Source organism: Enterobacter sp. EGD-HP1 (assembly GCF_000733275.2).
GTDB lineage: Bacteria > Pseudomonadota > Gammaproteobacteria > Enterobacterales > Enterobacteriaceae > Enterobacter.
In genome coordinates this window covers 39,549-66,040 of the sequence record NZ_AVOP01000006.1, presented here as the reverse complement: position 1 = coordinate 66,040, position 26,492 = coordinate 39,549, and the positions used below count along the sequence as shown (strand labels likewise).

Sequence of the window (26,492 nt, the reverse complement as noted above, 5' to 3'; positions counted from 1 at the left end):
CTTCTCCGGAGTTACCAGGTGCCGGAGGCATCCAGCGTGACGCTGGCTGTCTCTTTAGCCACTGAGGTGCTGATGCGCTGTTGAAGCAGGCGCAGATACTGTTTTTCGTTGAGCGGGAGGTCGACCCAGTCGTCCGTCCAGGTGGAGAGGTGCATGGCGTTTGAGAGCGTCAACCCGAGGATCCCTTCCAGACCCGGCGCAATGAGCGGCTCGCCGCGCAGGATGGCGGCACAGAAGTTGGCGGTAATGACGTGGTGTTCGCTGCACTCCGGGGCGACGGGAAGCGTGACTTCCCAGCATTCGGGTTCACCAAAACCGTTTTGCCAGCGGGCGTTGAAGGCGGTTTCAGATTCACGCAGCCGCCAGTAGCGCAGCTTGCCCTCTTCGACGACCACCTTGCCGCGATCGCCGACGATTTCCAGCCGGTTGGTGCCCGGCGTTTCCGCCACGGTGGTGATAAACACGCCCGTCGCGCCGTTGGCATATTCGGCGTAGGCGGTGACCTCGTCTTCCACTTCGATTTCACGATGCTTACCGAACTGGCAGAACGCGCGCAGGCGGACCGGCATGCCGACCAGCCATTGCCAGAGATCGAGCTGGTGCGGGTCCTGGTTGAGCAATACGCCGCCGCCTTCTCCTTTCCAGGTGGCGCGCCAGCCGCCGGAGTTGTAGTAGCTCTGCGAGCGATACCAGTTGGTGATGATCCAGTTGGAGCGGCGGATCTCACCCAGTTCGCCGCTGTCGATCAGATCTTTCACCTTCTGGTAGAGCGGATTCGGGCGCTGGTTGTACATGATGCCGAACACCACGTCGCACGTCTGGGCGCAGGCGTTCATCTCCTGCACCTGCGCCGTATACACGCCCGCTGGTTTTTCACACAGGGTATGGATGCCGCTGCGCATCGCCAGCATCGACAGGCGCGGATGCTCGTAGTGCGGCGTAGCGACAATCACCGCGTCGATAAGCCCGCTCTGGAGCATCTCCTGCGCGTCGCTGAAAAGGGGGAGGGTGCCGACCAGCTGGCGAATGGCCGGATGTTTTTCCAGTGCATTATCGCAAACCGCTGCCAGGCAGGCGTCGCTGACCGTACCCGCCAGTAAATAACGCGCATGGACCGTACCGATATTCCCTATTCCAATAATGCCAAAACGTACCTTCTCCATGTCACACCTTAATTTCAGTTGAAATGAGTGATGACCGGAAAATAGGAAAGGGGAGCCGCAGCGACAATGTGTTTTTGTGAGAATACTCGCAAGGTGATTAAGTAATCTCCAGGCTTTCTGAAATTTGGTTTTAAAATCAACGAACTGTTTCTGCAAATATTTGCAAAAACTGAATGAGAGCGAGGTCACACTATGCCGGGCAAGTTGAAAATGGAGGAAATTGCGGCCCTGACGGGCTATTCCGTCAGCACGGTTTCGCGGGTATTAAGCGGCAAGTCGTATACCAGCGATAAAGCCCGGGAAGCGATAGTTCGCACCGCGCGAGAATTAGGGGTGCTGGAGTCAATGGCGAGCGGAAGACTATTAATTAACGGTATCGCTGTTTTTGCGCCGGAAAGAACCTTTCAGGGACGCGGGGATATTTTTTATCTGGAAGTGACGAAAGGGATCGCGGAAGCCTGCGCGCCGCACAACGTGTGGGTCAGCTGCTGTGGGTTAGAAGAACAGCACGCCGATGTGAAATTATTTATGGAAAAGGCCAGTCATAAGAATATCAACGCGATAATTATTATTGGAACTGATGATTCCACCATATTTAAACTGGCGAGTACGCTGAATAAGCCCTGCGTGTTGATTAATTCCGTCGATCGGGATCGGGTGCTGGATGCCGTGTCGCCCGATCACCGGGCGATTGGTTTCACTGCCATGCAGTATCTTTTTGAGCAGGGGCATCGCCGCGTGCTCACGCTCACCTGCCTGAGGCGGGATACGCTGTACGCGCGTCTGGACGGTATCAAAGAGGCGTACCGCCATTTTCACGTGGCTTTTGACCCGCAGCGCGATTTGCTCGTGACGGAGTGGTTTACCGCTGAAGAGGCCGAGCAGGCGCTGGATGCGTGGCTGTTGAGTCATGACCGATCCCAGTGGCCGGAGGTCATTTTCCCGAACAGTACCCGCATGGTGGAAGGGGTGGTCAGGGTGCTAACGCGCCACGGGCTGCGCATTCCGGAAGACATTTCGCTGATTACGACCGATTTTGCCTGGAATTTAGCGCACCGTCTGGAAAAACCGGTCACGGGCGTCACGGTGCCCTGCCGCGAGCTGGGGATTGAGGCCGTACATCTGCTGCAAACGCGGCTTAACCGACCGCAGGCGCCGGTCTTTAATCTGCTGCTGCAGGGCAAAGTGATGGATTACGGTTCGGTCAGTAACGCCACGCGCCACGCGGCGCGCGTGGCGCTGGATCGGTAATCAGGCCAGCTGTGGCGGCAGACAGACGCCGATGCCCCCGATGCCGCAGTAGCCGTACGGGTTTTTATGCAGATACTGCTGGTGATCGTCCTCGGCGTAGTAGAACGGTTTCGCCGTCGCGATTTCCGTGGTCACCTCGCGCGTATCGCCCGCTTCACGCATGGCCTGCTGGAAGCGCTCAAGGCTGGCGCGTGCGGCGGCATCCTGCTCAGGCGTGAGCGGATAAATGGCCGAGCGGTACTGGGTGCCGTGATCGTTGCCCTGGCGCATGCCCTGCGCCGGGTCGTGGTTTTCCCAGAAGACCTGCAGGAGCTGCTCGTAGCTAATCACCGCAGGGTCATAGACTACGCGTACCGCTTCCGCATGCCCGGTTTCGCCGGAGCAGACTTCGCGATAGGTCGGATTCGGCGTGTAACCGCCCGTGTAGCCAGCTGCCGTGCTGTAAACGCCGGGCAGCTGCCAGAAGAGGCGCTCAACGCCCCAGAAGCAGCCCATGGCGAACAGGGCGATTTCCATTCCCTCCGGCACGTTGGTCATGGAATGGTTATTGACGGCGTGTAAGGTCGCCACAGGCATAGGGGTGTTGCGTCCCGGTAATGCATCTGTTTGTGAAACCAGATGCTTTTTGTCGAATAAACTCACGATGGGGCCTCCCGGGGTGCGATGTTTCAGTTAAGGTTGTCACGACGCGTTTAATTGAACACAATAAATGCGCTGAATGAGTCTAGATTTAATCATAAGAAATATTTGGGTGTTGCACCCATTTTCAACCCGCGATTCGGGTTTTTGGCCAACAGGCCGTATTTTGCCGCGGAGCGGCACTTCATTTGCTTCCAGGGTGGAAACAGGGATATTCAGGAGAAAACGTGACAAAAATCCGCCAGTTATGTTTGGTCAGTGTGTTGCTGACAAGCGGGATTGCCAGCGCGGCGAATGTCCGTTTGCAGGTTGAGGGGTTATCCGGGGCGCTGGAAAAAAACGTGCGTGCGCAGCTGTCGACCATCCAGAGTGATGAGGTGACGCCGGACCGGCGTTTTCGCGCGCGCGTCGATGACGCCATCCGTGAGGGCCTAAAGGCGCTGGGTTATTACGAACCCACCATTGATTTCGATCTCCGTCCGCCGCCAAAGAAGGGGCGCCAGGTGCTTATTGCCCGCGTTTCGCCGGGTGAGCCGGTACTGATTGGCGGCACAAACGTCATCCTGCGCGGCGGAGCGCGTACCGACCGGGATTACCTGGACCTGCTCAGCACGCGGCCGAAAGTCGGTACCGTGCTTAACCACGGCGACTACGACCATTTCAAAAAAGAGCTGACGAGCGTTTCTCTGCGTAAGGGCTACTTCGACAGCCAGTTTAATAAAAGCCAGCTGGGCATTGCGCTGGCGCGACGTCAGGCCTTCTGGGATATCGACTACGACAGCGGGGAACGCTACCGCTTTGGCGATGTGACGTTTGAAGGTTCGCAAATTCGCGAAGAGTACCTGCAAAACCTCGTGCCGTTCAAAAAAGGGGATTACTACCAGTCGAGGGACCTGGCGGAACTGAACCGTCGCCTTTCAGCCACCGGCTGGTTTAACTCCGTGGTTGTCGCCCCGGAATTTGATAAGTCTCGCAAAACCAAGGTGTTGCCGCTGCATGGCGTTGTCTCGCCGCGCACCGAGAACACCATTGAGACCGGTGTTGGCTACTCGACGGATGTAGGACCACGCGTGAAAACCTCGTGGAAAAAACCGTGGATGAACTCGTACGGCCACAGCCTGACCACCAGCCTGAGCCTCTCGGCCCCTGAACAGCAGCTGGATTTCAGCTACAAAATGCCGCTGCTGAAAAATCCGCTTGAGCAATATTACCTTCTGCAGGGCGGCTTTAAGCGCACCGATTTGAACGACACCAAGCAGGACTCTACGACGCTTGCGGTCTCCCGTTTCTGGGATCTCTCCAGCGGCTGGCAGCGCGCCATTAACCTGCGCTGGAGCCTGGACCACTTTACCCAGGCCAACGTCACCAATACCACCATGCTGCTTTATCCGGGCGTGATGATCAGCCGCACCCGCTCGCGTGGGGGCCTGATGCCGACCTGGGGTGACTCGCAGCGCTACTCCATCGACTATTCCAACTCCGCCTGGGGCTCCGACGTGGACTTCTCCGTCCTGCAGGCGCAAAACGTCTGGATCCGCACGCTGTATGACAAACATCGCTTTGTGATGCGCGGCAATCTCGGCTGGATTGAAACGGGAGACTTCGAGCGCGTGCCGCCGGATCTGCGCTTCTTCGCCGGGGGCGACCGTAGCATTCGTGGGTATAAGTACAAATCGATCTCGCCTGAGAACGAAAAGGGCCAGCTAACCGGCGCGTCAAAACTGGCGACGGGGTCGCTGGAGTATCAGTACAACGTCAGCGGAAAGTGGTGGGGCGCCATGTTTGTTGACGGCGGTGAAGCGGTGAACGATATCCGCCGCAGCGACTTTAAAACCGGCGCGGGCGTGGGCGTGCGCTGGCAGTCACCCGTCGGGCCCATCAAGCTCGATTTTGCCGTGCCTGTCGGCGACAAAGATGAACACGGATTACAGTTTTACATCGGTCTGGGGCCTGAATTATGAGTTTATGGAAGAAAATAAGCCTCGGAGTGCTGATCTTTATCGTGCTGCTGCTCGGTACGGTGGCGTTTCTGGTGGGAACGACGACCGGGCTGCATCTGCTGTTTAACGCCGCGAACCGCTGGGTGCCGGGGCTGGAGATTGGTCAGGTAACGGGCGGCTGGCGCGATCTGCGTCTGAAAAACATCCGCTACGAGCAGCCGGGCGTGGCGGTGAACGCCGGGGAGTTCCATCTCGCGGTGAAGCTGGGCTGTCTGCGTGACAGCAAGCTCTGCGTCAACGATCTGTCGCTTAAAGACGTCAACGTGGCGATAGATTCGAAAAAAATGCCGAAGTCTGCGCCGGTCGAGGAAGAGGACAGCGGCCCGCTGAATCTCTCCACGCCGTACCCGATCGCGCTCTATCGGGTGGCGCTCGATAACGTCAATATCAAAATCGACGACACCACCGTGTCCGTGATGGATTTCACCTCCGGCCTGCGCTGGCAGGAGAAAAACCTCACCCTGACGCCGACGTCCCTGCAGGGCTTGCTGATCGCGCTGCCGAAGGTGGCCGACGTGGCGCAGGAAGAGATCGTCGAGCCGAAGATCCAGAACCCGCAGCCGGAAGAAAAGCCGCTGGGCGAAACGCTGAAAGATCTCTTCTCGAAGCCTGTCCTGCCGGAAATGACCGACGTTCACCTGCCGCTGAACCTCAATATTGAGGAGTTCAAAGGCGAGCAGCTGCGCCTGACCGGCGATACCGATCTGACGGTCTTCAATATGCTGCTGAAAGTCAGCAGCATTGACGGCAACATGAAGCTCGACGCGCTGGATATCGACACCAACCAGGGCTCGGTGAATGCGTCGGGGAATGCGCTGCTGCGCGACAACTGGCCGGTGGATATCACCCTCAACAGTGCCCTCAACATCGATCCGCTGAAAGGCGAGAAGGTGAAGGTCAAGGTGGGCGGGGCGCTGCGCGATAAGCTCGATGTTGACGTCAATCTCTCCGGCCCGGTGGACCTGGTCCTGCGCGCGCAAACGCAGCTGGCGGAAGCCGGGCTGCCGCTCAATCTTGAGGTTGTCAGCAAGCAGCTTTACTGGCCGTTCACCGGCGAAAAGCAGTTCCAGGCCGATGACCTGAAGCTGAAGCTGAGCGGCAAGATGACCGACTACACGCTCTCGTTCCGCACCGCGGTGAAGGGGCAGGGCGTGCCGCCCGCAAACATCACGCTGGATGCGAAGGGCAACGAACAGCAGGTTAACCTCGACAAGCTGACCGTCGCGGCGCTGGAAGGCAAAACCGAGCTGACCGCGCTGCTCGACTGGCAGCAGGCGATCAGCTGGCGCGGTGAGCTGAAGCTGACGGGCATTAACACCGCCAAAGAGGTGCCGGACTGGCCGTCAAAACTGGACGGCCTGATCAAAACGCGCGGCAGCCTGTACGGCGGTACGTGGCAGATGGACGTGCCGGAAATTAAGCTCACCGGGAACGTGAAGCAGAACAAGGTTAACGTTGAAGGCTCGGTGAAAGGCAACAGCTACCTGCAGTGGGTCATTCCGGGTCTGCACGTGGCGCTGGGCCGCAACACGGCGGATATCAAAGGCGAGCTGGGGGTGAAAGATCTTAATCTGGACGCCACCATCGACGCGCCGAATCTGGATAACGCCCTTCCGGGTCTGGGGGGGACGGCGAAAGGTCTCGTGAAAGTGCGCGGCACCGTGGATGCGCCGCAGCTGCTGGCGGACATTACCGCCAATAACCTGCGCTGGCAGGAGCTGAGCGTTGCCCGCGTCCGCGTGGAAGGGGATGTGAAATCCACCGATCAGATCGGCGGTAACCTGAACCTGCGCGTAGAGCGTATTTCTCAGCCGGACGTGAACATTAACCTGGTGACCCTGGACGCCAAAGGGAACGAGAAGCAGCACGATCTCCAGCTGCGCGTGCAGGGCGAGCCGGTCTCCGGCCAGCTTCACCTGACCGGCAGCTTCGACCGCAAGGAAGAACGCTGGAAAGGGACGCTGGATAACACGCGTTTTAATACGCCGGTCGGGCCGCTGGCGCTGTCACGCTCCATCGCGCTGGACTACCGCAACGCCGAGCAGAAGATCAGCATTGGGCCACACTGCTGGACCAACCCGAATGCGGAGCTGTGCGTGCCGCAGACCATTGATGCGGGCGCGGAAGGGCGGGCGCAGATCAACCTTAATCGTTTCGATCTGGCGATGCTGAAGCCGTTTATGCCGGACACGACTCAGGCCAGCGGCGTCTTCAGCGGGAAAGCCGATGTGGCATGGGATACCACCAAAGAGGGGCTGCCGCAGGGCAGCGTCACGCTATCCGGTCGTAATGTGAAGGTGACGCAGGAGGTCAACGACGCGCCGCTTCCGGTGGCATTCGACACCCTGAACCTGAGTGCCGATCTGCATAACAATCGCGCACAGCTGGGGTGGACAATCCGCCTGACCAACAACGGTCAGATGGACGGGCAGGTCCAGATTACCGATCCGCAGGGACGGCGTAATCTGGGCGGCAACGTCAACATTCGTAACTTCAACCTGGCGATGGTGAACCCGATTTTCGCGCGCGGGGAAAAAGCAGAGGGCATGGTGAATGCCAACCTGCGCCTGGCCGGCAACGCGCAAAGCCCGCAGCTGTTCGGCCAGCTGCGCCTCAGCGGTGTGGATATCGACGGTAACTTCATGCCGTTCGATATGCAGCCCAGCCAGATTGCGATGAACTTCAACGGCATGAGCTCGACGCTGAGCGGCTCGGTGCTCACCCAGCAGGGGCAAATCAACCTGAGCGGCGACGCGGACTGGAGCCAGATCGATAACTGGCGCGCCCGCATCGCGGCGAAGGGGAGCCGGGTACGCATCACCGTACCGCCGATGGTGCGCCTGGACGTCTCGCCTGATGTGGTCTTTGAAGCCACGCCAAGCCTCTTCACGCTTGACGGACGCGTCGACGTACCCTGGGCGCGCATCGTGGTTCACGACGTGCCGGAAAGTGCGGTCGGCGTCTCAAGTGATGAAGTTATGCTCAATGAAAATCTGAAACCTGTCGAACAGAAGAGCGCTGGCATACCGATTAATAGTAACCTTATCGTGCACGTGGGGAATAACGTGCGGTTGGATGCGTTTGGGCTGAAGGCGAGGCTCACGGGCGACCTGAAAGTGGCACAGGATAAACAAGGGCTTGGCCTGAACGGGCAGATCACTATCCCTCAAGGGCGTTTCCACGCCTATGGCCAGGATCTGATTGTCCGCAAAGGCGAGCTTTTATTCTCCGGTCCACCGGATCAGCCCCTGCTGAACATCGAAGCGATTCGTAACCCGGAAGCGACGGAAAACGACGTCATTGCTGGCGTTCGCGTCACCGGTTCTGCTGACGAACCGAAGGCAGAGATCTTCTCTGACCCGGCGATGTCGCAGCAGGAAGCTCTCTCTTATCTGCTGCGTGGACAAGGTCTGGACAGCGGACAAAGCGACAGCGCGGCGATGACCTCGATGTTAGTGGGTCTGGGGGTTGCACAAAGTGGGCAGGTTGTGGGTAAAATCGGCGAGACGTTCGGCGTAAGCAATCTGGCGCTGGACACCCAGGGCGTGGGTGACTCCTCGCAGGTGGTGGTCAGCGGCTATGTGCTGCCGGGTCTGCAGGTAAAATATGGTGTGGGGATCTTTGACTCACTGGCAACACTCACGTTACGCTATCGCCTGATGCCTAAGCTATATCTGGAAGCAGTGTCCGGCGTAGACCAGGCACTTGATCTGCTCTATCAGTTTGAGTTTTAGCAATGCGAATATTTGTCTACGGCAGTTTACGAACCAAGCAAGGCAACAGTCACTGGATGACCAATGCCCTGCTGCTGGGGAATTACAATATCGAGAACTACCAGTTGTACAGCCTGGGCCACTATCCAGGCGCGGTTCCGGGCGAAGGAACAGTACAGGGTGAAGTCTATCGTATTGATAACGCGACGCTTGCCGAACTTGATGCCTTGCGCACCAGGGGCGGTGAATACGCACGCCAGTTGATCCAGACGCCGTACGGAAGTGCGTGGATGTATGTCTACCAGCGTCCGGTCGAAGGGTTAACGCGGATTGTAAGCGGTAACTGGTTAGACAGAGACCAGTACTGAAAAAAACAACGCCACCGTGAGGTGGCGTTGTTTTTTTTGTTCCTTCAACTCTCTTCTGTATCCCGGCGCCGGGTTAAAAACAGAGGAACGAACAGCATGATGTACGGGGCAATAAGCCATAACAAACACAGGGCGCGTGAACGGCCATAGTAGTTTATGCACCGCGTATTGCTTGAAATCACGGGCAGGAAAAACAGTAAAAACAGCAGAATCGCATAATCGCTTCGATAAGGGATCCATAAGTAAAACAAAAACCAGGCAAGCTGGAATGTCATGATGCAGAGATACTGCCATTTGCTGTCTTTGCCGTAACAGTCAAACGCCTTTATGTAGCCCATCTTTATGCTTTGAAGAAAGAAACTTAGCATGTATAACGCTCACGATCGCGACGGTCAGGAGCGTGCTCGTCAGCAACGCCCCTAAAAAAAAGCTGTGGGTGATATCAGTAGCACCCGAGCTTAAAGTATGTAATTTACTATATCCTCTATCTACTGCAACAAAAAGCGTATATAGCCCGATGTTAATACAGAACTGAAGCAGACAAGAAATGACAATATTTCCTGGTATTCTTTTTAATAGAGTGAGTAATGCATAAATAATACTTGCTGATAGAGCGAAGTAAAGTCCGTTAAATAAACTAGATAGTAAAGAACTATTTATTTCGCTGAATATTAAATTATCGCTTCCATAGTACCATGACAGATATTCAATATACGTACTTCTGCCAAAGATAAAGGAGGCAACAATAAGGATGAATAGGCTCACAATATGGCTTTTCTTACTCATAATTTTGCTCCCTTAGATAGCAGTTCCTTCATCGTTTTACTGGCTTCTAGCTGATCTTTGATTATGGCAAGGTCACGAGTATTGTGGTTATATTTTGCAATAGCGGTTGGCGTACCTTTACCACCATTGTCCATAAAGAAGACAATATCCTTACGACCATAAAGAAGAACTTGTGGGATGGGATCCCGCCCATAGCTCACCGCCTGTGGCAGGGAGTGGATAGACTCTGTCGTGAGGAACCGAGGAATATTTTCATGCTCAATATTACCTAAAGGCGTTGTGGCAACAAGAGAGCCAATAAAATCGGTCGTATACACTAACGCATCTGTATCTTTGGTCGTTACTTTTGAACCCGTAATATATTTTATCTGTTGCCAAAGGGTAATATCTTTAGGGGAAACCTTAACGCCATCCATAAACATATCTTGCTTGCGTTTTAGCTGAATGACAGTACGGTGCACTTGTGTTAAAGAGGGGCTGATTTCCCCAATAGAAGGCATAAGACCATCGCGGGAATAAAGCCGTTCAATAATAAAATAAATCCCAGTTGGGCGGGCAACGTCAATGTTAATGGATGACATATGAATCCTGTAAGGAAGGGGGATTAATGTTCATCATGACAGTATGTTGCGAACAGCCTGGCTATTCAACCACTCCCACCATAAATGATAGGGCGTCTTTTCTTTTTTTTAATATCCAAACCAAAAGGAATGGGATTTTTCTTAAATAATCCGTTTGTACCGCTTTTAACCAACGAAATAAAAAAGCCCCGACCAGCGGGGCTTTATCGATCGGCAGTAAGAATTACTTCTTAGCAGCGCGTTCGAAAGAGGCGATGATTTCTGCTTTCGCCGCTTCTGCGTTGTCCCAGCCGTCAACCTTAACCCACTTGCCTTTTTCGAGGTCTTTGTAGTGCTCGAAGAAGTGAGTGATCTGCGCTTTCAGCAGTTCTGGCAGGTCGTTCACATCTTTGATGTGATCGTACTCTTTGCTCAGCTTGGTGTGCGGTACCGCAACCAGCTTCGCATCTTCACCGGATTCGTCGGTCATTTTCAGCACGCCAACTGGACGGCAGCGAATGACGGAGCCTGGCTCCAGTGGGTATGGCGTTGGGACCAGCACGTCAACCGGGTCACCGTCCAGAGACAGGGTGTGGTTGATGTAGCCGTAGTTGCACGGATAGAACATCGCGGTAGACATGAAACGGTCTACGAACAGGGCGCCGCTCTCTTTGTCCACTTCGTATTTGATCGGATCTGCGTTAGCCGGGATTTCGATAACTACGTAGATGTCTTCTGGCAGTTCTTTACCCGCTGGGACGTTGAGTAAGCTCATGTCGGTGTCCTTTAAAATGGATGGTAAACAAGTGGCAGGTATTATAGCCAACTCGCGCTGAATGTCTCCGCCTGTTTTCGCTTTCTCTCCCCGCTTTCTCCACTTTTCAGACCGATTCCATGACAGGAAAATCCATAAACTCAGCCGCATTTTTCATGGCGAAATGAAAGCGATTACAAACTTGTGATTAACGATTTATTCACTTTTCTGAAGTGTGATGTAACGCAATTCGTTACATATTTCATGGGCTATAGTCATTCCGCAGAACATCTTTTAACCAACAATAACTCACCCTACGAGGACGTTAATATGTGGAAGCGCTTACTCCTGGTCACAGCAGTTTCGGCAGCCATGTCGTCTATGGCGATGGCCGCTCCCTTAACCGTAGGTTTTTCGCAGGTCGGCTCTGAATCTGGCTGGCGAGCGGCAGAAACCAACGTGGCGAAAAGCGAAGCTCAGAAACGCGGCATTACCCTGAAAATCGCCGATGGTCAGCAAAAACAAGAGAATCAGATCAAAGCCGTGCGCTCCTTTATCGCCCAGGGCGTGGATGCCATCTTTATTGCACCCGTCGTGGCGACCGGCTGGGAACCCGTACTGAAGGAAGCGAAAGACGCTGAGATCCCGGTCTTCCTGCTCGACCGTTCCATCGACGTCAAAGACAAATCCCTCTATATGACCACCGTCACCGCCAACAACGTGCTTGAAGGGCAATTGATTGGCGACTGGCTGGTGAAGCAGGTCGACGGCAAGCCGTGTAACGTCGTTGAGCTGCAGGGTACCGTCGGCGCGAGCGTGGCCATCGACCGTAAAAAAGGCTTTGCTGAAGCCATTGCGAAAGCGCCAAACATCAAGATCATCCGCTCTCAGTCCGGCGACTTTACGCGTAGTAAAGGTAAAGAGGTTATGGAGAGCTTTATTAAGGCTGAAAACAACGGCAAGAACATCTGCATGGTTTACGCCCACAACGATGACATGGTGATCGGTGCGATTCAGGCGATTAAAGAAGCGGGCCTGAAGCCGGGCAAAGATATCCTCACCGGCTCTATCGACGGCGTGCCGGACATCTATAAAGCGATGATCGACGGCGAAGCCAACGCCAGCGTGGAGCTGACGCCAAACATGGCGGGCCCGGCATTCGACGCGCTGGAGAAATTCAAGAAAGACGGCACGATGCCTGAGAAAGTGACGGTCACCAAGTCCACGCTCTACCTGCCGGATACGGCGAAAGAAGAGTTAGAGAAGAAGAAAAATATGGGCTACTGATCCAGTGAAATTGCCGGGTGGCGCTGCGCTTACCCGGCCTACGGGAACGTGCCGGGGGCGTAAATATGAAAACTGAACAACACCAGGAAATCCTCCGCACGGAGGGCTTGAGTAAATTCTTCCCCGGCGTAAAGGCGCTGGATGGCGTTGATTTCAGCCTGCGGCGCGGTGAGATTATGGCGCTGCTGGGCGAAAACGGCGCGGGGAAATCGACGCTGATTAAAGCGCTGACCGGCGTCTATCACGCCGATCGTGGCACCATCTGGCTGGAAGGCAACGCCATTTCGCCAAAAAATACCGCCCATGCCCAACAGTTGGGGATCGGGACGGTGTACCAGGAAGTGAACCTGCTGCCGAATATGTCGGTGGCGGATAATCTGTTTATTGGCCGTGAACCACGCCGCTTTGGCCTGCTGCGCCGCAAAGAGATGGAGGCGCGGGCGACAAAGCTGATGGAATCGTACGGCTTCTCCCTCGACGTCCGCGAGCCGCTGAACCGCTTTTCCGTGGCGATGCAGCAGATCGTCGCCATCTGCCGGGCTATCGATCTCTCGGCAAAGGTGTTGATCCTGGATGAACCCACCGCCAGCCTCGATACCCAGGAAGTGGAGATGCTCTTTACCCTGATGCGCCAGCTGCGCGATCAGGGCGTGAGCCTGATCTTCGTGACGCACTTCCTCGATCAGGTTTATGAGGTGAGCGATCGCATTACGGTGCTGCGCAACGGCAGCTTTGTCGGCTGCCGCGAAACCCGCGAGCTGCCGCAGATCGAGCTGGTCAAAATGATGCTCGGCCGCGAGCTGGAAACCAACGCCCTTCAGCGCGCAGGCCGCACGCTGCTGAGCGAGAAACCGGTCGCCGCCTTCAGCGATTACGGCAAGAAAGGGGTGATCTCACCGTTTAACCTTGAGGTGCGACCAGGCGAAATTGTCGGCCTGGCGGGCCTGCTGGGCTCCGGCCGGACCGAAACCGCCGAGGTGATCTTCGGGATCAAGCCTGCTGACAGCGGCAGCGCGCTGATCAAGGGCAAACCGCAAACCCTGCGATCGCCGCATCAGGCCTCTTGCATGGGAGTGGGCTTCTGCCCGGAAGACCGGAAAACGGACGGTATTATCGCCGCGGCCTCGGTGCGGGAAAACATCATTCTGGCCCTGCAGGCCCAGCGCGGCTGGCTACGGCCGATCCCACGCAAAGAGCAGAACGCCATCGCCGAGCGCTTTATCCGCCAGCTCGGCATCCGCACCCCGAGCGCGGAACAGCCTATTGAGTTTCTTTCCGGCGGTAACCAGCAGAAAGTGCTGCTGTCACGCTGGCTGCTGACCAAACCCCAGTTCCTGATCCTCGACGAACCGACCCGCGGCATTGACGTGGGGGCGCACGCTGAAATTATCCGGCTTATTGAAACCCTGTGTGCGGACGGTCTGGCGCTGCTGGTCATTTCCTCCGAGCTTGAGGAACTGGTGGGCTATGCCGATCGCGTCATCATCATGCGCGATCGTAAACAGGTGGCAGAGATCCCGCTGGATAAGCTGTCCGTTCCGGCGATCATGAATGCCATCGCGGCATAAGGAGTGAATCGTGATGCCCCGTTCGCTTTCGCAAACAGGTGAGTCAAAGCGCCGCTTCAGCTGGCCGACCGGCACGCCGCAAATCGCGGCGCTGCTGGTGGTTTTACTGGTGGATAGCCTGGTCGCGCCGCATTTCTTCCAGATTATCGTGCAGGATGGCCGCCTGTTTGGCAGCCCGATAGACATTTTAAACCGTGCCGCCCCCGTGGCGCTGCTGGCCATCGGGATGACGCTGGTCATTGCCACCGGCGGGATTGACCTCTCCGTCGGCGCGGTGATGGCGATCGCCGGGGCCACGGCAGCCTCCATGACCGTGGCCGGGCACAGCCTGCCGGTCGTTTTATTGGCGACCTTAGGCACCGGCGTGCTGGCAGGATTATGGAACGGCATTCTGGTGGCAGTACTGAAAATCCAGCCCTTTGTCGCCACCCTGATCTTAATGGTGGCCGGGCGCGGCGTGGCGCAGCTGATTACCTCCGGACAGATTGTCACCTTTAACTCCCCGAGCCTGGCGTGGCTCGGTAGCGGCAACCTTCTGTTCTTCCCGACGCCGGTGATTATTGCTCTGGCTACGCTCGTTGTCTTCTGGCTTTTCACCCGCAAAACGGCGCTCGGCATGTTCATTGAGGCCGTCGGGATCAACATCCGCGCCGCGCGCAACGCCGGGGTCAACACCCGGCTGATGGTAATGCTGACCTACGTGCTGAGCGGCGTCTGCGCCGCCATTGCCGGGGTCATCGTCGCGGCGGATATTCGCGGAGCCGATGCCAACAACGCGGGGCTCTGGCTGGAGCTGGACGCGATCCTCGCGGTGGTGATCGGCGGCGGGTCGCTGATGGGCGGGCGCTTTAACCTGCTGCTCTCGGTGATCGGCGCGCTGATCATTCAGGGCATGAACACCGGGATCCTGCTTTCGGGATTCCAGCCGGAGCTCAACCAGGTGGTGAAGGCGGTGGTTGTGCTCTGCGTGCTGATCGTCCAGTCGCCGCGCTTTGTCAGCATCATTAAGGGGATCCGTGGCCATGATAAAACGTAATTTACCGCTAATGATCACGCTGGGCGTGTTTGTGCTGGGCTATCTCTACTGTCTGACCCAGTTCCCCGGTTTTGCCTCGACGCGCGTGATCTGCAATATCCTGACCGATAACGCCTTTTTAGGCATCATCGCCGTTGGGATGACCTTTGTGATCCTCTCCGGCGGGATCGATCTCTCCGTTGGGTCGGTGATCGCGTTTACCGGCGTGTTCCTCGCGAAGGCGATCGGCTTCTGGGGGATCTCTCCTCTGGTGGCGTTCCCGCTGGTACTGGCGATGGGCTGCGCGTTTGGTGCCTTTATGGGGCTGCTGATCGACGCGTTAAAAATCCCGGCGTTTATCATTACCCTCGCGGGAATGTTCTTCCTGCGCGGGGTGAGCTATCTGGTGTCGGAAGAGTCGATCCCGATTAACCACCCCATCTACGACACGCTCTCCAGCCTGGCGTGGAAAATTCCCGGCGGCGGCCGCCTGAGCGCGATGGGGCTGCTGATGCTGGGCGTGGTCGTGATTGGCATCTTCCTCGCCCACCGTACCCGGTTTGGCAATCAGGTTTACGCCATCGGCGGTAACGCCACGTCGGCCAACCTGATGGGCATTTCAACCCGCAGCACCACCATCCGCATCTATATGCTCTCGACCGGCCTCGCGACGCTGGCGGGTATCGTCTTCTCGGTGTATACCCAGGCGGGCTATGCCCTTGCAGGCGTGGGCGTTGAGCTGGATGCGATTGCTTCTGTGGTTATCGGCGGCACGCTGCTCAGCGGCGGGGTGGGTACGGTGCTGGGGACGCTGTTCGGCGTGGCGATTCAGGGGCTGATACAGACCTACATCAACTTTGACGGCACGCTCAGCTCCTGGTGGACGAAGATCGCCATCGGCATTCTGCTGTTTATTTTTATTGCCCTGCAGCGGGGTCTGACGGTGCTCTGGGAGAACCGTCAAAGCTCGCCTGTTACCCGTGTAAACACATCGGTAACAGAGCGATAACACGCTGAATTTGCTTAAAGTCTAAACATTTTCCGGTAGCGGCCGATACTCTTTTTTTATGCCCAGAAATATCTCGCTACCGGAAATAATATCATGCTTAAAACGCTATCGATTCGTACCGGCTTGCTCTCTTTACTGGCCGTTATGACCCTTCTGCTGCTGATTGTCAGCGGCATCGGCATTTATGCCCTCACACAGAGTTCTTCTTCGCTGCAGCGTATCAACCACCTTCAGGGTGAGCAGATGGTGCAGCTTAATTCAGGCTATACGCTGATCCTGCGCGCGCGCAATGAGGCGGGCCAGGCCGTCCGCATGATGGAAATCGGCATGCTGGACGATGCGGCCAACGCGGTAAAAAACATCAATCAGGAGGTTGCCCTGGCCCAGAAAACGCTGAAAGGCGTGATCGACGGCGGCGTGGCTGACGCACAGGGGCAAGAGCTGCTCGATAACGTGGCGGCCAGCCTGGCGACGTATAACCAGCAGGGGATCAACCCGATGCTGAAAACCCTGAATGATCAGAGTGCGGACGGGTATTACGATCTGCTGGAGAAGACGCTGATACCGGTGGCGAAGCAGTTTGATAACGATATGCAGGCGTTTCAGAAATGGAGCGAAGCGCGCGGTCAGGCGGAAGTGAGCGCCGTGCAGGCGAGCAAAACCCGCGTACTGATCCTGATTATCGTCGCCGCGCTGCTGACGGCGGGCATTATCGTACTCGCCTGGCTGGTGCTGCGCCATATGCTGCTCAAGCCGCTTTCGGCCTCCATTGCTCAACTGGAGAATGTGGCGGCGGGGGATTTAACCCACACGCTGAATGCCCCCGCAAGCCAGGAGTTTAACCGCCTCAACGCGGTGATAGAGGAGATGCGACAGTCGCTGATGAACTCGGTTATGCGGGTACGCGACGCCAGCGCGCAGATTGATACCGGTAGCCGCGAGCTGACGCTGGGAAACCGCGATCTTGCCGAGCGTACGGAATCCACCGCCACGTCGCTGGAGCAGACGGCGGCCAGCATGGAACAGATCACCGCCACGGTGAAGCTCAATGCCGATAACGCCGAGCAGGCGCACCAGCTGGCGAAGTCGGTGTCCGACACGGCCGATCACGGCAGCGAGATGGTCTGCTACGTGATTGAAAAAATGCGCGATATCTCCGGCAGCTCGGCGCGCATCGCCGATATCCTGAGCGTGATCGACGGTATTGCCTTCCAGACCAATATCCTGGCGCTTAACGCCTCCGTGGAAGCGGCGCGCGCGGGCGAGCAGGGGCGCGGGTTTGCCGTCGTTGCGGGCGAAGTGCGAAACCTCGCCAGCCGCAGCGCCGACGCGGCGAAAGAGATCCGAACGCTTATCAGTGATTCGCAGACCCACGTTACCGAGGGCAGCGAGCTGGCCCAGCAGGCTGGCGAAACGATGGACGAGATCGCAACAGAAGTGCTGCGCATGACCAAACTGATGCGCGAGATTGCGACTGCGTCTCAGGAGCAGAGCCGCGGCATTGAGCAGGTAAATATTGCGGTGAATCAGATGGACGAAACCGCGCAGCAGAATGCGGCGCTGGTGCAGCAATCCTCCGCCGCGACCCGCTCCCTTGAGGAACAGTCGCGTCAGCTGATGGAAGCCATGTCATCCTTCAAAGTGACGACTCAGACCGCTGTATAATATTACCCAGCCCCGGTACGCTCTGTGCCGGGGTTTTATTTCCACCGGAATTAACCGCCGCAATATTATCGTGAATTTCACCCATTAATATTTCCAGCGAACGGGTTAAGGCTAACGCTTTTTCCGTCGGTTCAAGATATAAACCTTTGCGGAAAAATAATGGCTCATCAAAGAGTTGATTAAAACGCTTTAATGCCAGACTCACCGCGGGGCGGGACATCTCCAGACGCAAAGAGGCCTTTGCCATGCTGCCGCAGCGGACGATTTCAATAAATACAGGGATAAGATTTAAATCAATACCGGTATTAGCACGGGAATAATTTTTCATTGCGATTCTGCTCCACGAAATATCTGTCAAACTGTTATGGAAATAATGCAGGAGCAGTGGTGAATATTAAAGCATGTTTTTTATAAACACTTATACGGTAAAATATATAAATGACCAGGGGAGCCAGAACGGCTCCCCTGTAGAGAGGTATTACGCGTCCGGATACTCACGGATAAAACGTTCAACGTCTTCAACCATGTGGTTGTTGCCGACGAAGAATGAACGACGCTGGTGAAGGCTTTCCGGCACGATATCCAGAATACGCTCTTTACCGTCGCTCGCCTTGCCGCCCGCCTGTTCGGCGAGGAACGCCATCGGGTTGCACTCATACAGCAGACGCAGTTTCCCGTCCGGGTGGCTGGCGGTGCTTGGGTAGAGGTAGATACCGCCTTTCAGCAGGTTACGGTGGAAATCCGCGACCAGAGAGCCAATATAGCGGGACGTGTAAGGGCGCTGGGTCGCTTTATCTTCTTCCTGGCAGAATTTAATGTACTTCTTCACGCCGTTCGGGAATCGGATGTAGTTACCTTCGTTGATGGAGTAGGTGTTGCCCTTCTCCGGGAAGCGCATGCGTTCCTGGCTCAGGCAGAAAACGCCCAGTGAAGGATCGTACGTAAAGGCGTGAACCCCGCACCCGGTGGTATATACCAGCATGGTGGAGGAGCCATAAACGACGTAACCGGCAGCAACCTGATTAATGCCCGGCTGCAGGAAATCTTCTTCGGTTACCGGCGTGCCAACAGGCGTGACGCGGCGGTAGATGGAGAAAATGGTACCGACAGAAACGTTAACGTCGATGTTTGAGGAGCCGTCGAGCGGATCCATCAGAACAACGTATTTAGCGTGTTCACACCCTTCGAAAACAACAATTTCATCTTCTTCTTCAGAGGCGATACCCGCAACGATGTCGCGCGCGCGCAGTGCAGCTTTCAATTTTTCATTTGCGAACAGATCGAGCTTCTGTTGAACCTCGCCCTGAACGTTCTCGGCACCGCTGGCACCCAGGATATCGACCAGACCGGCCTTGTTGATATCGCGGTGGATGATCTTAGCGCCCAGCTTTATTGCCGACAGCAAAGCAGTGAGTTCACCGGTAGCATGAGAGAACTCGTGCTGCTTTTCGACAATAAATTCACCTAACGTTTTCATAACACTTTCCCTGCATCTTTGTGAGTAGAGCGATTGTATGTTCACTAAAACGACTAAAGCCCAACAATCTTAACAAATATTCAAATAGTAGCGCAGAGGTGAATCGCGCCAGCAACATACGGATTTACCTGAAATGCGTTTCACACCCGCTAACATGTGAGTAAAATGTGCGCCACATTGAAGAAGGATAGTGACGTATGCGCATTCATATATTGGGGATTTGTGGCACTTTCATGGGCGGACTGGCAATGCTGGCGCGCTCGCTGGGCCACGAAGTGACGGGTTCGGACGCCAATGTGTATCCGCCAATGAGCACACTTCTGGAGAAACAGGGCATCTCGTTAATTCAGGGCTACGATGCCAGCCAGCTGGATCCCGAGCCGGACCTGGTGATCATCGGCAACGCCATGACCCGCGGCAATCCGTGCGTTGAGGCGGTACTGGAACGCAATATTCCGTTCATGTCCGGCCCGCAGTGGCTGCATGACTTCGTCCTGCGCGACCGCTGGGTGGTTGCCGTTGCCGGTACCCATGGCAAAACCACCACCGCGGGCATGGCCACCTGGATCCTCGAAGCCTGCGGCTACAAGCCGGGCTTCGTGATTGGCGGCGTACCGGGTAATTTCGACGTTTCTGCACGTCTGGGCGACAGCCCGTTCTTTGTGATCGAAGCCGACGAATACGACTGCGCGTTCTTCGACAAGCGTTCTAAGTTCGTGCATTACTGCCCGCGCACGCTGATCCTCAACAACCTTGAGTTCGACCACGCAGATATTTTTGACGATCTGAAAGCCATTCAGAAGCAGTTCCACCACCTGGTGCGCATCGTGCCGGGCCAGGGACGCATCATCCTGCCGGAGAACGACATCAACCTGAAGCAGACCCTGGCGATGGGCTGCTGGAGCGAGCAGGAGCTGGTGGGCGAGCAGGGCCACTGGCAGGCGAAGAAACTCAACGCCGATGCCTCCGAGTGGGAAGTGCTGCTCGACGGTGAGAAAGTGGGTGAGGTGAAGTGGGGTCTGGTGGGTGAGCACAATATGCACAACGGCCTGATGGCCATTGCTGCGGCGCGTCACGTGGGCGTTCAGCCTGCGGATGCGGCCAATGCGCTGGGCTCGTTTATCAATGCCCGTCGCCGCCTGGAGCTGCGCGGTGAAGCCCACGGCGTTACCGTGTATGACGATTTCGCGCACCACCCAACGGCCATTCTGGCCACGCTTGCCGCCCTGCGTGGCAAGGTCGGCGGCACAGCCCGCATTCTGGCAGTGCTGGAGCCGCGCTCGAACACCATGAAGATGGGCATCTGCAAAGATGACCTCGCGCCGTCGTTAGGACGTGCCGATGAGGTCTTCCTGCTGCAGCCGCAGCACATTCCGTGGCAGGTGGCTGAAGTGGCCGATGCCTGCATTCAGCCTGCGCACTGGAGTGCGGATGTGGATGCGCTCGCGGATATGGTGGTGAAAGCCGCTCAGCCCGGTGACCATATTCTGGTGATGAGCAACGGCGGTTTTGGTGGGATCCATCAGAAGCTGCTGGACGGTCTGGCGAAGAAAGCGGAAGCGGCAGCCGCAGAGTAAAAAAAAGCCCGGTGGCGCTGACGCTTACCGGGCCTACTTTCCCGTGTTTTCTCCCTCGCCCCTCCGGGGAGAGGGCCGGGGTGAGGGGAACAGATTACTCTTCGTTCTCAGACAGCTCGCGCAGGTACTGGAAAATCAGGCGCGCAGACTTCGGCGGCTTATTCCCTTCTTTCTCTTTCTTCGCGTTGCGGATCAAGGAACGCAGCTGCTGGCGGTCGGCATCCGGCCACAGGTTCAGCACTTCCGGTACGGCATCATCACCCTGTTCAATCAGGCGATCGCGGATCTGCTCAAGCTTGTGGAAAAACGCAACCTGCTGGTTGTGGCGGTTTTTCAGCTTGTCCAGCGCCTGGCGGATCGGATCGACGTCGCGCTGACGCAGCATTTTCCCGATAAGCTGAAGCTGGCGACGACGGCCTTCTTTTTTGATTTTCTGTGCCAGTTCAATGGCATCACGCAGATCCTGGTCGAGCGGGATCTTGTCCAGCGCGTTTTTACCCAGTTCTACCATTTCTGCGCCAAGCTGTTTTAACTCTTCGGCGTCACGTTTAATTTCACTTTTACTGACCCAGATGATCTCATCATCTTCGTCTTCGATGTCATCACCGGGAACGTCGTCGAGCCAGTCTTCGGGCTGCTTAGTCATGTCAGGCTCCTTAAAAAAAGAGGCTAATGTTACCAGTTAAGACGCGCACTGAAAAACGGTTCTCTGTTAGACTTCAGATAACTCTCTCTTACAGTATGGCATTTGCGATGAAAGTAACCTCACAAGTTGAAGCGCAGCGTAAGATTCTTGAAGAAGCCGTCTCCACCGCGCTGATGCTTGCTTCAGAAAAATCAGATGGCGCCGAAGTGGCGGTCAGCAAAACCACCGGCATCAGCGTGAGTACCCGCTATGGTGAAGTGGAGAACGTCGAATTCAACAGCGATGGCGCGCTTGGGATCACGGTGTATCACCAGAATCGCAAAGGCAGCGCGTCATCCACCGATCTCAGCCCGGATGCCATTGCCCGTACGGTGCAGGCGGCGCTGGATATCGCCCGTTATACCTCCCCGGATCCTTACGCAGGCGTGGCGGATAAAGACCTGCTGGCGTTTGACGCGCCGGATCTCGATCTTTTCCACCCGGCGGAAGTGACCCCGGACGAAGCCATTGAACTGGCCGCGCGCGCCGAGCAGGCTTCCCTGCAGGCGGATAAGCGCATCACCAATACCGAAGGCGGCAGCTTCAACAGCCACTACGGCATCAAAGTTTTCGGCAACAGCCACGGCATGCTGCAGGGCTACTGCTCCACCCGCCATTCGCTCTCCAGCTGCGTCATCGCCGAAGAGAACGGTGACATGGAGCGTGACTACGCCTACACCATTGGCCGCGCGCTGGGGGATTTGCAGTCTCCTGAGTGGGTGGGTAAAGAGTGTGCCGAACGCACGCTGTCACGCCTGTCGCCGCGCAAACTCTCCACCATGAAGGCTCCGGTCATTTTTGCCAACGAAGTGGCCACCGGCCTGTTTGGCCATCTGGTCGGCGCGATTGCGGGCGGCTCGGTTTACCGTAAATCGACCTTCCTGCTCGACTCGCTGGGCAAGCAAATCCTGCCGGAATGGCTCACCATTGAAGAACATCCGCACCTGCTGAAGGGGCTGGCCTCCACGCCGTTCGACAGCGAAGGCGTGCGCACCGAACGTCGCGATATCATCAAAGACGGTATTCTAACCCAGTGGCTGCTGACCAACTACTCCGCGCGCAAGCTGGGGCTGAAAAGCACCGGACACGCTGGCGGCATCCACAACTGGCGCATTGCCGGACAGGGCCTGAACTTTGAGCAGATGCTGAAAGAGATGGGCACCGGTCTGGTGGTCACCGAGCTGATGGGCCAGGGCGTAAGCGGCATCACCGGCGACTACTCGCGCGGTGCGGCGGGCTTCTGGGTGGAAAACGGTGAAATCCAGTATCCGGTGAGCGAAATTACCATCGCCGGCAACCTGAAGGACATGTGGCGCAATATCGTTACGGTCGGTAACGATATTGAAACACGTAGCAATATACAGTGTGGTTCTGTACTTCTGCCGGAAATGAAAATCGCCGGTCAGTAATACCCGTAAAGGCGTTTTAATAATAAAAAAGGAAGTGAGCAATGCGTAAACATCTGTTAGCGATCGTCGCGGCTTCAACGCTGGTTCTTGGCTCTTCTGCGTTTGCTGCCGATCTTGAAGACGACATGGGCATCCTCGGTCAAAACCTGAAGGTGGTGCAGAAAACCGACAATGCGGCTGAAATGAAAGACGCGCTGACCAAAATGCGTGAAGCGGCGCTGGACGCACAAAAAGCGACGCCTCCGAAGCTGGAAAGCAAAGCGGCAGACAGCGCAGAGATGAAAGACTACCGCCACGGCTTTGACGTGCTGGTCGGCCAGATCGACGGCGCGCTGAAGCTGGCTAACGAAGGCAAAGTGAAGGAAGCCCAGGCGGCGGCCGAGCAGTTTGTGACCACGCGCAACACGTATCATCAAAAGTATCGTTAATTGGGTGCCTGAGCTGTACGTCCTTTCTCCGTATGCGGAGGCGCATTACGCGCCCCCGCATCTTTGCTCCCTACCGGTCGGAGCGACACTCCATTCGCGCTGTCACTTCAAGCGAGCCGTTTCGAAAACGGATCTCGCACAGTGTTTTCCTCGTCACCAGCGTTAAGATGATTATCGTCAAAGAAATAATCATCAAAACCCCGATACTTGGGGATTGGCGTTTCATGGATGCCTCCTTGCTTTAAAGCGGGCGAGGTAGCAAACATCGCGTGGCTAGACGTGTCGTTTACAGCCCCGTCCTGATTTACATTCAGGTAGGGGCTTTCCACTTTCCGTCCCATGCCTGAGACGGTCAGTCTCAAGCACCCATCGCCACTCTAGCGAATCCCTATAAGAAAACCTTATCCACGTCACATTTTTACGAGCCCGCTCGGAAACTTTTCCACTTCGCTGACCTGTTCATTGCCGCTTAATAGCGTGATATTCATCACGTAAATACAGCGGTTTATCCAGATTCACCGCATTTATGTGGCACAGATCACTGCTGCGGCTCGCCTTTCCACTTCGAAGTGGAAAACAACTCGCTACAAACCATTCCCCCCCAACGTTAGTTTTATTCCAGAGCCATTAACGGGGTAAGACCAGTGATTAACGGAGCGGTAATGAACGACGTTGGGGAACAGGCGGAGCAAACAGAACAGCTCGCGAACACCATGCTGCAGCAGGTTTATGCCCTGCTGGCCCGGCACGACATCATCCCCAATGCGGTACAGGAGCAGATGCTGACCTCCCACGTTCGCGCAATGGCGCACCGGTCCGTGACCGGCGAGCCACTGCCGGAGGTTGAAGCAGAGCTGTTTGACGAAATTTCACCGGATTCAATGCGGCTCGCCCGTGAAGTGGTCGCGCAGTTTGGCAATCTTCCTGATGAAGAAGCCTGGCTGCTCTCCGTTCACTTTGAAGTCGCGAAAGACAACCTTTAAGGAGCAACACATGGAACAGATTACAGTCGTGATTGGCGATCGCCTGGGCAAAGGTCAGAAAGTGGCCGCCGGTGTGGAAAAAGCAGGTGGACGCGCGGTTGTCGTACCGGGTATGGCTGCCGATATGAAGCTCGGCGACGTGATGAAAGCGGAAAACGCCACCTTCGGCATCTCCTTCTGCGGCAGCGGCGGCGCGGGTGCCATCACAGCCCAAACGAAATATGGCTACAAGGCTAAATACGGCATGCGTTCCGTGGAAGAGGGCGTGACCGCCATCAACGAAGGCTGCAACGTGCTGGGCTTCGGCTTCATGGATAAAGAAGAGCTGGGCGAGCGTCTGGTACAGGCGTGGCAGAAGAAATACGGCGCATAAGCATGAAAGAACAGTTCACAACCACGGTGAGAGTGAAGGGCAAAGGCGACGCCAAAGCGCGCGCCTTTGCCGACGCGCTCAACCACGTTCAGGCAGCGGTGATGAAAGCCTCACCGCATATCTTACTGCGTATTGAGCCACAGGATGTGCAGGTCGTTCAGGCGCAAGAAGCGGTGCGAAAAGAAGCGTTTCTGTTCTTCTTTCTGCGCCGGGAAAGACGCACCTACAGCGTGGAGCTGGATGTGACCGTCAACGTGACCGCCATCAATCTCGACCAGGTGGATTTCGTCACGCAACGCTGATTATTCATAAAAGGGCAGACTGATGTTCTTAATTATATTAATAAAATCGCTCATCATTGGCGGCCTGGTTGGCGTCGGTGTCGGAGCCGGGGCTGCACGCATGTTTCATGCGCCTACCACACAGGGTATGGGCGCGTTTCGTACGTTGGGGGAACTTAACTCCTGCGAAGGGGACCCAGCGTCTCACTTCTCCTTTGGGTTAGGTTTCTTCTTTAACGCCTGGGCCTCTTCCGTGGCCGCAGGTGCCTTCACACAGGACGTTGACCACCGCATCATCCCGAACTGGGGTGCTGCTGCACTGATGATCAAAAACCGTAACGTCGGCGAAACGCTGCACGACCCGCGCAAAATGGCGATTGCCTGCGGCGTGATTGGCATGCTCGTCGTCACCTTCCTGAACCTGACCGCCTCCTCCGTTCCGGCAGCGCTTCAGGTCACCGCCGTGAAGGTGCTGGTACCGGCGGCTAACCTGCTGGTGAACACCGTGATGCCGGTGATCTTCTGGCTGGCGGCCATCGACGCGGGTAAAAAATCAGGCTTCTGGGCCACCATCTTTGGCGGCGCGGCGCAGCTGATCATGGGGAACGCCGTACCGGGCCTGGTGCTGGGGATCCTGATCGGTAAAGGCGTGGAAGAGAGCGGCTGGAACCACGTCACCAAAGTGATGATGGCGGCCATCGTCCTGCTCTTCGTGCTGAGCGGCTTCTTCCGCGGCTTCGACATGAAGATGATCGAATCCTTCCATCTGACCGTGCCGAACTGGCTCGACATGATCCACAACTCGCTCAGCGGTAAATAACAGGAGCCTCTAAATGGAACAGAATAAAGGTTTTTGGTATGCCGACTGGTCGTTCCCGATCTTCGTTGGCCTGCTCTCCTCGGGCGTTTTCGCCGGGACGCACATGTACTACCTCTACGGCATCGGCGCGTTTAACGAAGTGGCCTTCGTGGCGATGCTGAAGGCGGGGATAGATACCGGCGTCTACGGCGCGGTGGCGGCATTTGGCGCGAGCTTCCTGTTCGCCCGCATTATCGAAGGGTCGCTGGTGGGTATTCTTGATATCGGCGGGGCGATCCAGACTGGCGTAGGCCTCGGCGTACCGGCGCTGCTGCTGGGCGCGGGGATCATGTTCCCGGTGACCAACTTCATTGCCGCGCTGATTACCGGCCTGGTGATTGGTCTGGCGATTGGCTACGTCATCATCCTGGCGCGTAAGTTCACCATCAACCAGAGCAACTCTACCTACGGTGCAGACGTGATGATGGGCGCGGGTAACGCCTCCGGCCGCTTCCTCGGGCCGTTGATTATCCTCAGCGCCATGACCGCCTCCATTCCTATCGGCGTCGGTTCCCTGCTGGGTGCACTGGTGTTCTACATCTGGCAGAAGCCGATCACCGGTGGCGCGATCCTCGGCGCAATGCTGTTGGGCTGGCTGTTCCCGGTCGCCCTTTAATACCCGCGGGCGCTCAGGCGCCCGCC

General features: G+C 56.4%; 27 protein-coding genes. 17 read left to right on the top strand and 10 right to left on the bottom strand.

What is annotated here, in order from left to right; all coding sequences use genetic code 11:
* Positions 1–11 precede the first annotated feature (11 nt).
* A complete protein-coding gene (locus N037_RS06785; RefSeq protein WP_032639849.1) occupies positions 12–1,163 on the bottom strand; it encodes a Gfo/Idh/MocA family protein in 1,152 nt (383 codons plus the stop codon).
* A gap of 192 nt (positions 1,164–1,355) precedes the next feature.
* Here N037_RS06785 and N037_RS06780 point away from each other — a divergent pair, with 192 nt between their 5' ends.
* Positions 1,356–2,414 (top strand): LacI family DNA-binding transcriptional regulator, encoded by a 1,059-nt coding sequence (locus N037_RS06780; RefSeq protein ID WP_023334287.1) that lies wholly within the window; start codon positions 1,356–1,358, stop codon positions 2,412–2,414.
* Here the strand turns inward: N037_RS06780 and msrA are convergent, their stop codons facing one another.
* Positions 2,415–3,056: a peptide-methionine (S)-S-oxide reductase MsrA gene (gene msrA, locus N037_RS06775; protein WP_023334288.1), complete on the bottom strand. Its 642-nt coding sequence runs from the start codon at positions 3,054–3,056 to the stop codon at positions 2,415–2,417.
* A 224-nt stretch (positions 3,057–3,280) separates the two neighbouring features.
* Here msrA and tamA point away from each other — a divergent pair, with 224 nt between their 5' ends.
* Genes tamA through N037_RS06760 form a run of 3 tightly spaced genes read left to right on the top strand, consistent with a single transcriptional unit; the run spans position 3,281 to position 9,134 of the window.
* Positions 3,281–5,014, top strand: coding sequence for an autotransporter assembly complex protein TamA (gene tamA / locus N037_RS06770; protein ID WP_032639847.1), 1,734 nt, complete (start codon positions 3,281–3,283; stop codon positions 5,012–5,014).
* Positions 5,011–8,787, top strand: coding sequence for an autotransporter assembly complex protein TamB (gene tamB / locus N037_RS06765; RefSeq protein ID WP_032639845.1), 3,777 nt, complete (start codon positions 5,011–5,013; stop codon positions 8,785–8,787). Before tamA ends, tamB begins: the two co-directional genes overlap by 4 nt.
* A gap of 2 nt (positions 8,788–8,789) precedes the next feature.
* On the top strand, positions 8,790–9,134 hold the full coding sequence (locus tag N037_RS06760) for a gamma-glutamylcyclotransferase family protein (protein ID WP_014830431.1): 345 nt from the start codon (positions 8,790–8,792) through the stop codon (positions 9,132–9,134).
* Here N037_RS06760 and N037_RS06755 read toward each other — a convergent pair.
* The 4 genes from N037_RS06755 to ppa form a co-directional block, all read right to left on the bottom strand.
* Positions 9,114–9,428: a hypothetical protein gene (locus tag N037_RS06755; RefSeq protein ID WP_156369712.1), complete on the bottom strand. Its 315-nt coding sequence runs from the start codon at positions 9,426–9,428 to the stop codon at positions 9,114–9,116. The genes N037_RS06760 and N037_RS06755 overlap by 21 nt on opposite strands.
* Positions 9,429–9,449: 21 nt before the next feature.
* Positions 9,450–9,920 carry a hypothetical protein gene (locus N037_RS23560; RefSeq protein WP_023334292.1) on the bottom strand — a complete coding sequence of 157 codons (471 nt, stop codon included), beginning with the start codon at positions 9,918–9,920 and terminating at the stop codon, positions 9,450–9,452.
* Positions 9,917–10,501, bottom strand: coding sequence for a hypothetical protein (locus tag N037_RS06750; RefSeq protein WP_023334293.1), 585 nt, complete (start codon positions 10,499–10,501; stop codon positions 9,917–9,919). Before N037_RS06750 ends, N037_RS23560 begins: the two co-directional genes overlap by 4 nt.
* Positions 10,502–10,724: 223 nt before the next feature.
* The gene (ppa, locus tag N037_RS06745; RefSeq protein WP_010427397.1) at positions 10,725–11,255 is read right to left on the bottom strand and encodes an inorganic diphosphatase; all 531 of its coding nucleotides are present in this window, start codon (positions 11,253–11,255) and stop codon (positions 10,725–10,727) included.
* A gap of 309 nt (positions 11,256–11,564) precedes the next feature.
* Between ppa and ytfQ the strand changes: the two genes are divergently transcribed.
* From ytfQ to N037_RS06720, 5 genes are all read left to right on the top strand, one after another.
* Positions 11,565–12,521 carry a galactofuranose ABC transporter substrate-binding protein YtfQ gene (ytfQ, locus tag N037_RS06740; protein WP_014882271.1) on the top strand — a complete coding sequence of 319 codons (957 nt, stop codon included), beginning with the start codon at positions 11,565–11,567 and terminating at the stop codon, positions 12,519–12,521.
* Between the two features lie 65 nt (positions 12,522–12,586).
* Positions 12,587–14,089: a galactofuranose ABC transporter, ATP-binding protein YtfR gene (ytfR, locus tag N037_RS06735; protein ID WP_023334294.1), complete on the top strand. Its 1,503-nt coding sequence runs from the start codon at positions 12,587–12,589 to the stop codon at positions 14,087–14,089.
* A 10-nt stretch (positions 14,090–14,099) separates the two neighbouring features.
* Complete coding sequence (gene ytfT, locus N037_RS06730) at positions 14,100–15,125, top strand: galactofuranose ABC transporter, ATP-binding protein YtfT (protein WP_181012992.1); 1,026 nt, start codon at positions 14,100–14,102, stop codon at positions 15,123–15,125.
* Positions 15,112–16,113 (top strand): galactofuranose ABC transporter, permease protein YjfF, encoded by a 1,002-nt coding sequence (gene yjfF / locus N037_RS06725; protein ID WP_023334296.1) that lies wholly within the window; start codon positions 15,112–15,114, stop codon positions 16,111–16,113. Before ytfT ends, yjfF begins: the two co-directional genes overlap by 14 nt.
* A 93-nt stretch (positions 16,114–16,206) precedes the next feature.
* Positions 16,207–17,778, top strand: a complete 1,572-nt coding sequence (locus N037_RS06720) for a methyl-accepting chemotaxis protein (protein ID WP_023334297.1) — start codon at positions 16,207–16,209, stop codon at positions 17,776–17,778.
* Here the strand turns inward: N037_RS06720 and N037_RS06715 are convergent.
* Together N037_RS06715 and fbp are read right to left on the bottom strand one after the other, a co-directional pair.
* The gene (locus tag N037_RS06715) at positions 17,750–18,106 is read right to left on the bottom strand and encodes a helix-turn-helix domain-containing protein (protein WP_023334298.1); all 357 of its coding nucleotides are present in this window, start codon (positions 18,104–18,106) and stop codon (positions 17,750–17,752) included. The two genes, N037_RS06720 and N037_RS06715, sit on opposite strands and share 29 nt — an antisense overlap.
* Before the next feature lie 150 nt (positions 18,107–18,256).
* On the bottom strand, positions 18,257–19,255 hold the full coding sequence (gene fbp / locus N037_RS06710) for a class 1 fructose-bisphosphatase (RefSeq protein WP_023310178.1): 999 nt from the start codon (positions 19,253–19,255) through the stop codon (positions 18,257–18,259).
* A 197-nt stretch (positions 19,256–19,452) separates the two neighbouring features.
* On the opposite strand from fbp, the gene mpl reads away from it, so the two are divergent.
* Positions 19,453–20,832 (top strand): UDP-N-acetylmuramate:L-alanyl-gamma-D-glutamyl-meso-diaminopimelate ligase, encoded by a 1,380-nt coding sequence (mpl, locus tag N037_RS06705; protein ID WP_032639841.1) that lies wholly within the window; start codon positions 19,453–19,455, stop codon positions 20,830–20,832.
* Positions 20,833–20,926: 94 nt separating this feature from the next.
* Here the strand turns inward: mpl and yjgA are convergent, their stop codons facing one another.
* Entirely contained in the window at positions 20,927–21,478 is a 552-nt protein-coding gene (gene yjgA, locus N037_RS06700; protein WP_023334300.1) for a ribosome biogenesis factor YjgA, read from the bottom strand.
* A gap of 95 nt (positions 21,479–21,573) precedes the next feature.
* Between yjgA and pmbA the strand changes: the two genes are divergently transcribed.
* Both pmbA and cybC read left to right on the top strand, forming a co-directional pair.
* Complete coding sequence (gene pmbA, locus N037_RS06695; RefSeq protein ID WP_023310180.1) at positions 21,574–22,926, top strand: metalloprotease PmbA; 1,353 nt, start codon at positions 21,574–21,576, stop codon at positions 22,924–22,926.
* Positions 22,927–22,967: 41 nt separating this feature from the next.
* Positions 22,968–23,354 (top strand): cytochrome b562, encoded by a 387-nt coding sequence (cybC, locus tag N037_RS06690; RefSeq protein ID WP_023334302.1) that lies wholly within the window; start codon positions 22,968–22,970, stop codon positions 23,352–23,354.
* A 70-nt stretch (positions 23,355–23,424) separates the two neighbouring features.
* Here cybC and N037_RS06685 read toward each other — a convergent pair whose 3' ends face one another.
* A complete protein-coding gene (locus N037_RS06685) occupies positions 23,425–23,547 on the bottom strand; it encodes a Hok/Gef family protein (RefSeq protein WP_231686671.1) in 123 nt (40 codons plus the stop codon).
* A gap of 451 nt (positions 23,548–23,998) precedes the next feature.
* Here N037_RS06685 and N037_RS06680 point away from each other — a divergent pair, with 451 nt between their 5' ends.
* Genes N037_RS06680 through N037_RS06660 form a run of 5 tightly spaced genes read left to right on the top strand, consistent with a single transcriptional unit; the run spans position 23,999 to position 26,466 of the window.
* Complete coding sequence (locus N037_RS06680) at positions 23,999–24,337, top strand: glycine dehydrogenase (protein WP_156369711.1); 339 nt, start codon at positions 23,999–24,001, stop codon at positions 24,335–24,337.
* A gap of 10 nt (positions 24,338–24,347) precedes the next feature.
* On the top strand, positions 24,348–24,710 hold the full coding sequence (locus tag N037_RS06675; RefSeq protein WP_023293430.1) for an SFCGS family glycine-rich protein: 363 nt from the start codon (positions 24,348–24,350) through the stop codon (positions 24,708–24,710).
* A gap of 2 nt (positions 24,711–24,712) precedes the next feature.
* Positions 24,713–25,012: a DUF4312 family protein gene (locus tag N037_RS06670; protein WP_006810338.1), complete on the top strand. Its 300-nt coding sequence runs from the start codon at positions 24,713–24,715 to the stop codon at positions 25,010–25,012.
* 22 nt (positions 25,013–25,034) lie between these two features.
* Complete coding sequence (locus N037_RS06665) at positions 25,035–25,811, top strand: DUF4311 domain-containing protein (protein WP_023310182.1); 777 nt, start codon at positions 25,035–25,037, stop codon at positions 25,809–25,811.
* 13 nt (positions 25,812–25,824) lie between these two features.
* Positions 25,825–26,466: a DUF4310 family protein gene (locus N037_RS06660; RefSeq protein WP_023310183.1), complete on the top strand. Its 642-nt coding sequence runs from the start codon at positions 25,825–25,827 to the stop codon at positions 26,464–26,466.
* Positions 26,467–26,492: the final 26 nt, after the last annotated feature.

Bases quoted from the DNA above. Each gene is read 5' to 3' on its own strand.
- N037_RS06755 (WP_156369712.1), bottom strand. From the start codon at position 9,428: ATGGCAGTATCTCTGCATCATGACATTCCAGCTTGCCTGGTTTTTGTT.
- tamB (WP_032639845.1), top strand. From the start codon at position 5,011: ATGAGTTTATGGAAGAAAATAAGCCTCGGAGTGCTGATCTTTATCGTG.
- N037_RS23560 (WP_023334292.1), bottom strand. From the start codon at position 9,920: ATGAGTAAGAAAAGCCATATTGTGAGCCTATTCATCCTTATTGTTGCC.
- N037_RS06715 (WP_023334298.1), bottom strand. From the start codon at position 18,106: ATGAAAAATTATTCCCGTGCTAATACCGGTATTGATTTAAATCTTATC.
- N037_RS06760 (WP_014830431.1), top strand. From the start codon at position 8,790: ATGCGAATATTTGTCTACGGCAGTTTACGAACCAAGCAAGGCAACAGT.
- N037_RS06660 (WP_023310183.1), top strand. From the start codon at position 25,825: ATGGAACAGAATAAAGGTTTTTGGTATGCCGACTGGTCGTTCCCGATC.
- N037_RS06675 (WP_023293430.1), top strand. From the start codon at position 24,348: ATGGAACAGATTACAGTCGTGATTGGCGATCGCCTGGGCAAAGGTCAG.
- N037_RS06685 (WP_231686671.1), bottom strand. From the start codon at position 23,547: ATGATTATTTCTTTGACGATAATCATCTTAACGCTGGTGACGAGGAAA.
- N037_RS06780 (WP_023334287.1), top strand. From the start codon at position 1,356: ATGCCGGGCAAGTTGAAAATGGAGGAAATTGCGGCCCTGACGGGCTAT.
- yjgA (WP_023334300.1), bottom strand. From the start codon at position 21,478: ATGACTAAGCAGCCCGAAGACTGGCTCGACGACGTTCCCGGTGATGAC.
- ytfQ (WP_014882271.1), top strand. From the start codon at position 11,565: ATGTGGAAGCGCTTACTCCTGGTCACAGCAGTTTCGGCAGCCATGTCG.
- cybC (WP_023334302.1), top strand. From the start codon at position 22,968: ATGCGTAAACATCTGTTAGCGATCGTCGCGGCTTCAACGCTGGTTCTT.
- N037_RS06785 (WP_032639849.1), bottom strand. From the start codon at position 1,163: ATGGAGAAGGTACGTTTTGGCATTATTGGAATAGGGAATATCGGTACG.
- yjfF (WP_023334296.1), top strand. From the start codon at position 15,112: ATGATAAAACGTAATTTACCGCTAATGATCACGCTGGGCGTGTTTGTG.
- N037_RS06720 (WP_023334297.1), top strand. From the start codon at position 16,207: ATGCTTAAAACGCTATCGATTCGTACCGGCTTGCTCTCTTTACTGGCC.
- N037_RS06665 (WP_023310182.1), top strand. From the start codon at position 25,035: ATGTTCTTAATTATATTAATAAAATCGCTCATCATTGGCGGCCTGGTT.
- fbp (WP_023310178.1), bottom strand. From the start codon at position 19,255: ATGAAAACGTTAGGTGAATTTATTGTCGAAAAGCAGCACGAGTTCTCT.
- N037_RS06670 (WP_006810338.1), top strand. From the start codon at position 24,713: ATGAAAGAACAGTTCACAACCACGGTGAGAGTGAAGGGCAAAGGCGAC.
- ppa (WP_010427397.1), bottom strand. From the start codon at position 11,255: ATGAGCTTACTCAACGTCCCAGCGGGTAAAGAACTGCCAGAAGACATC.
- N037_RS06750 (WP_023334293.1), bottom strand. From the start codon at position 10,501: ATGTCATCCATTAACATTGACGTTGCCCGCCCAACTGGGATTTATTTT.
- ytfR (WP_023334294.1), top strand. From the start codon at position 12,587: ATGAAAACTGAACAACACCAGGAAATCCTCCGCACGGAGGGCTTGAGT.
- pmbA (WP_023310180.1), top strand. From the start codon at position 21,574: ATGGCATTTGCGATGAAAGTAACCTCACAAGTTGAAGCGCAGCGTAAG.
- mpl (WP_032639841.1), top strand. From the start codon at position 19,453: ATGCGCATTCATATATTGGGGATTTGTGGCACTTTCATGGGCGGACTG.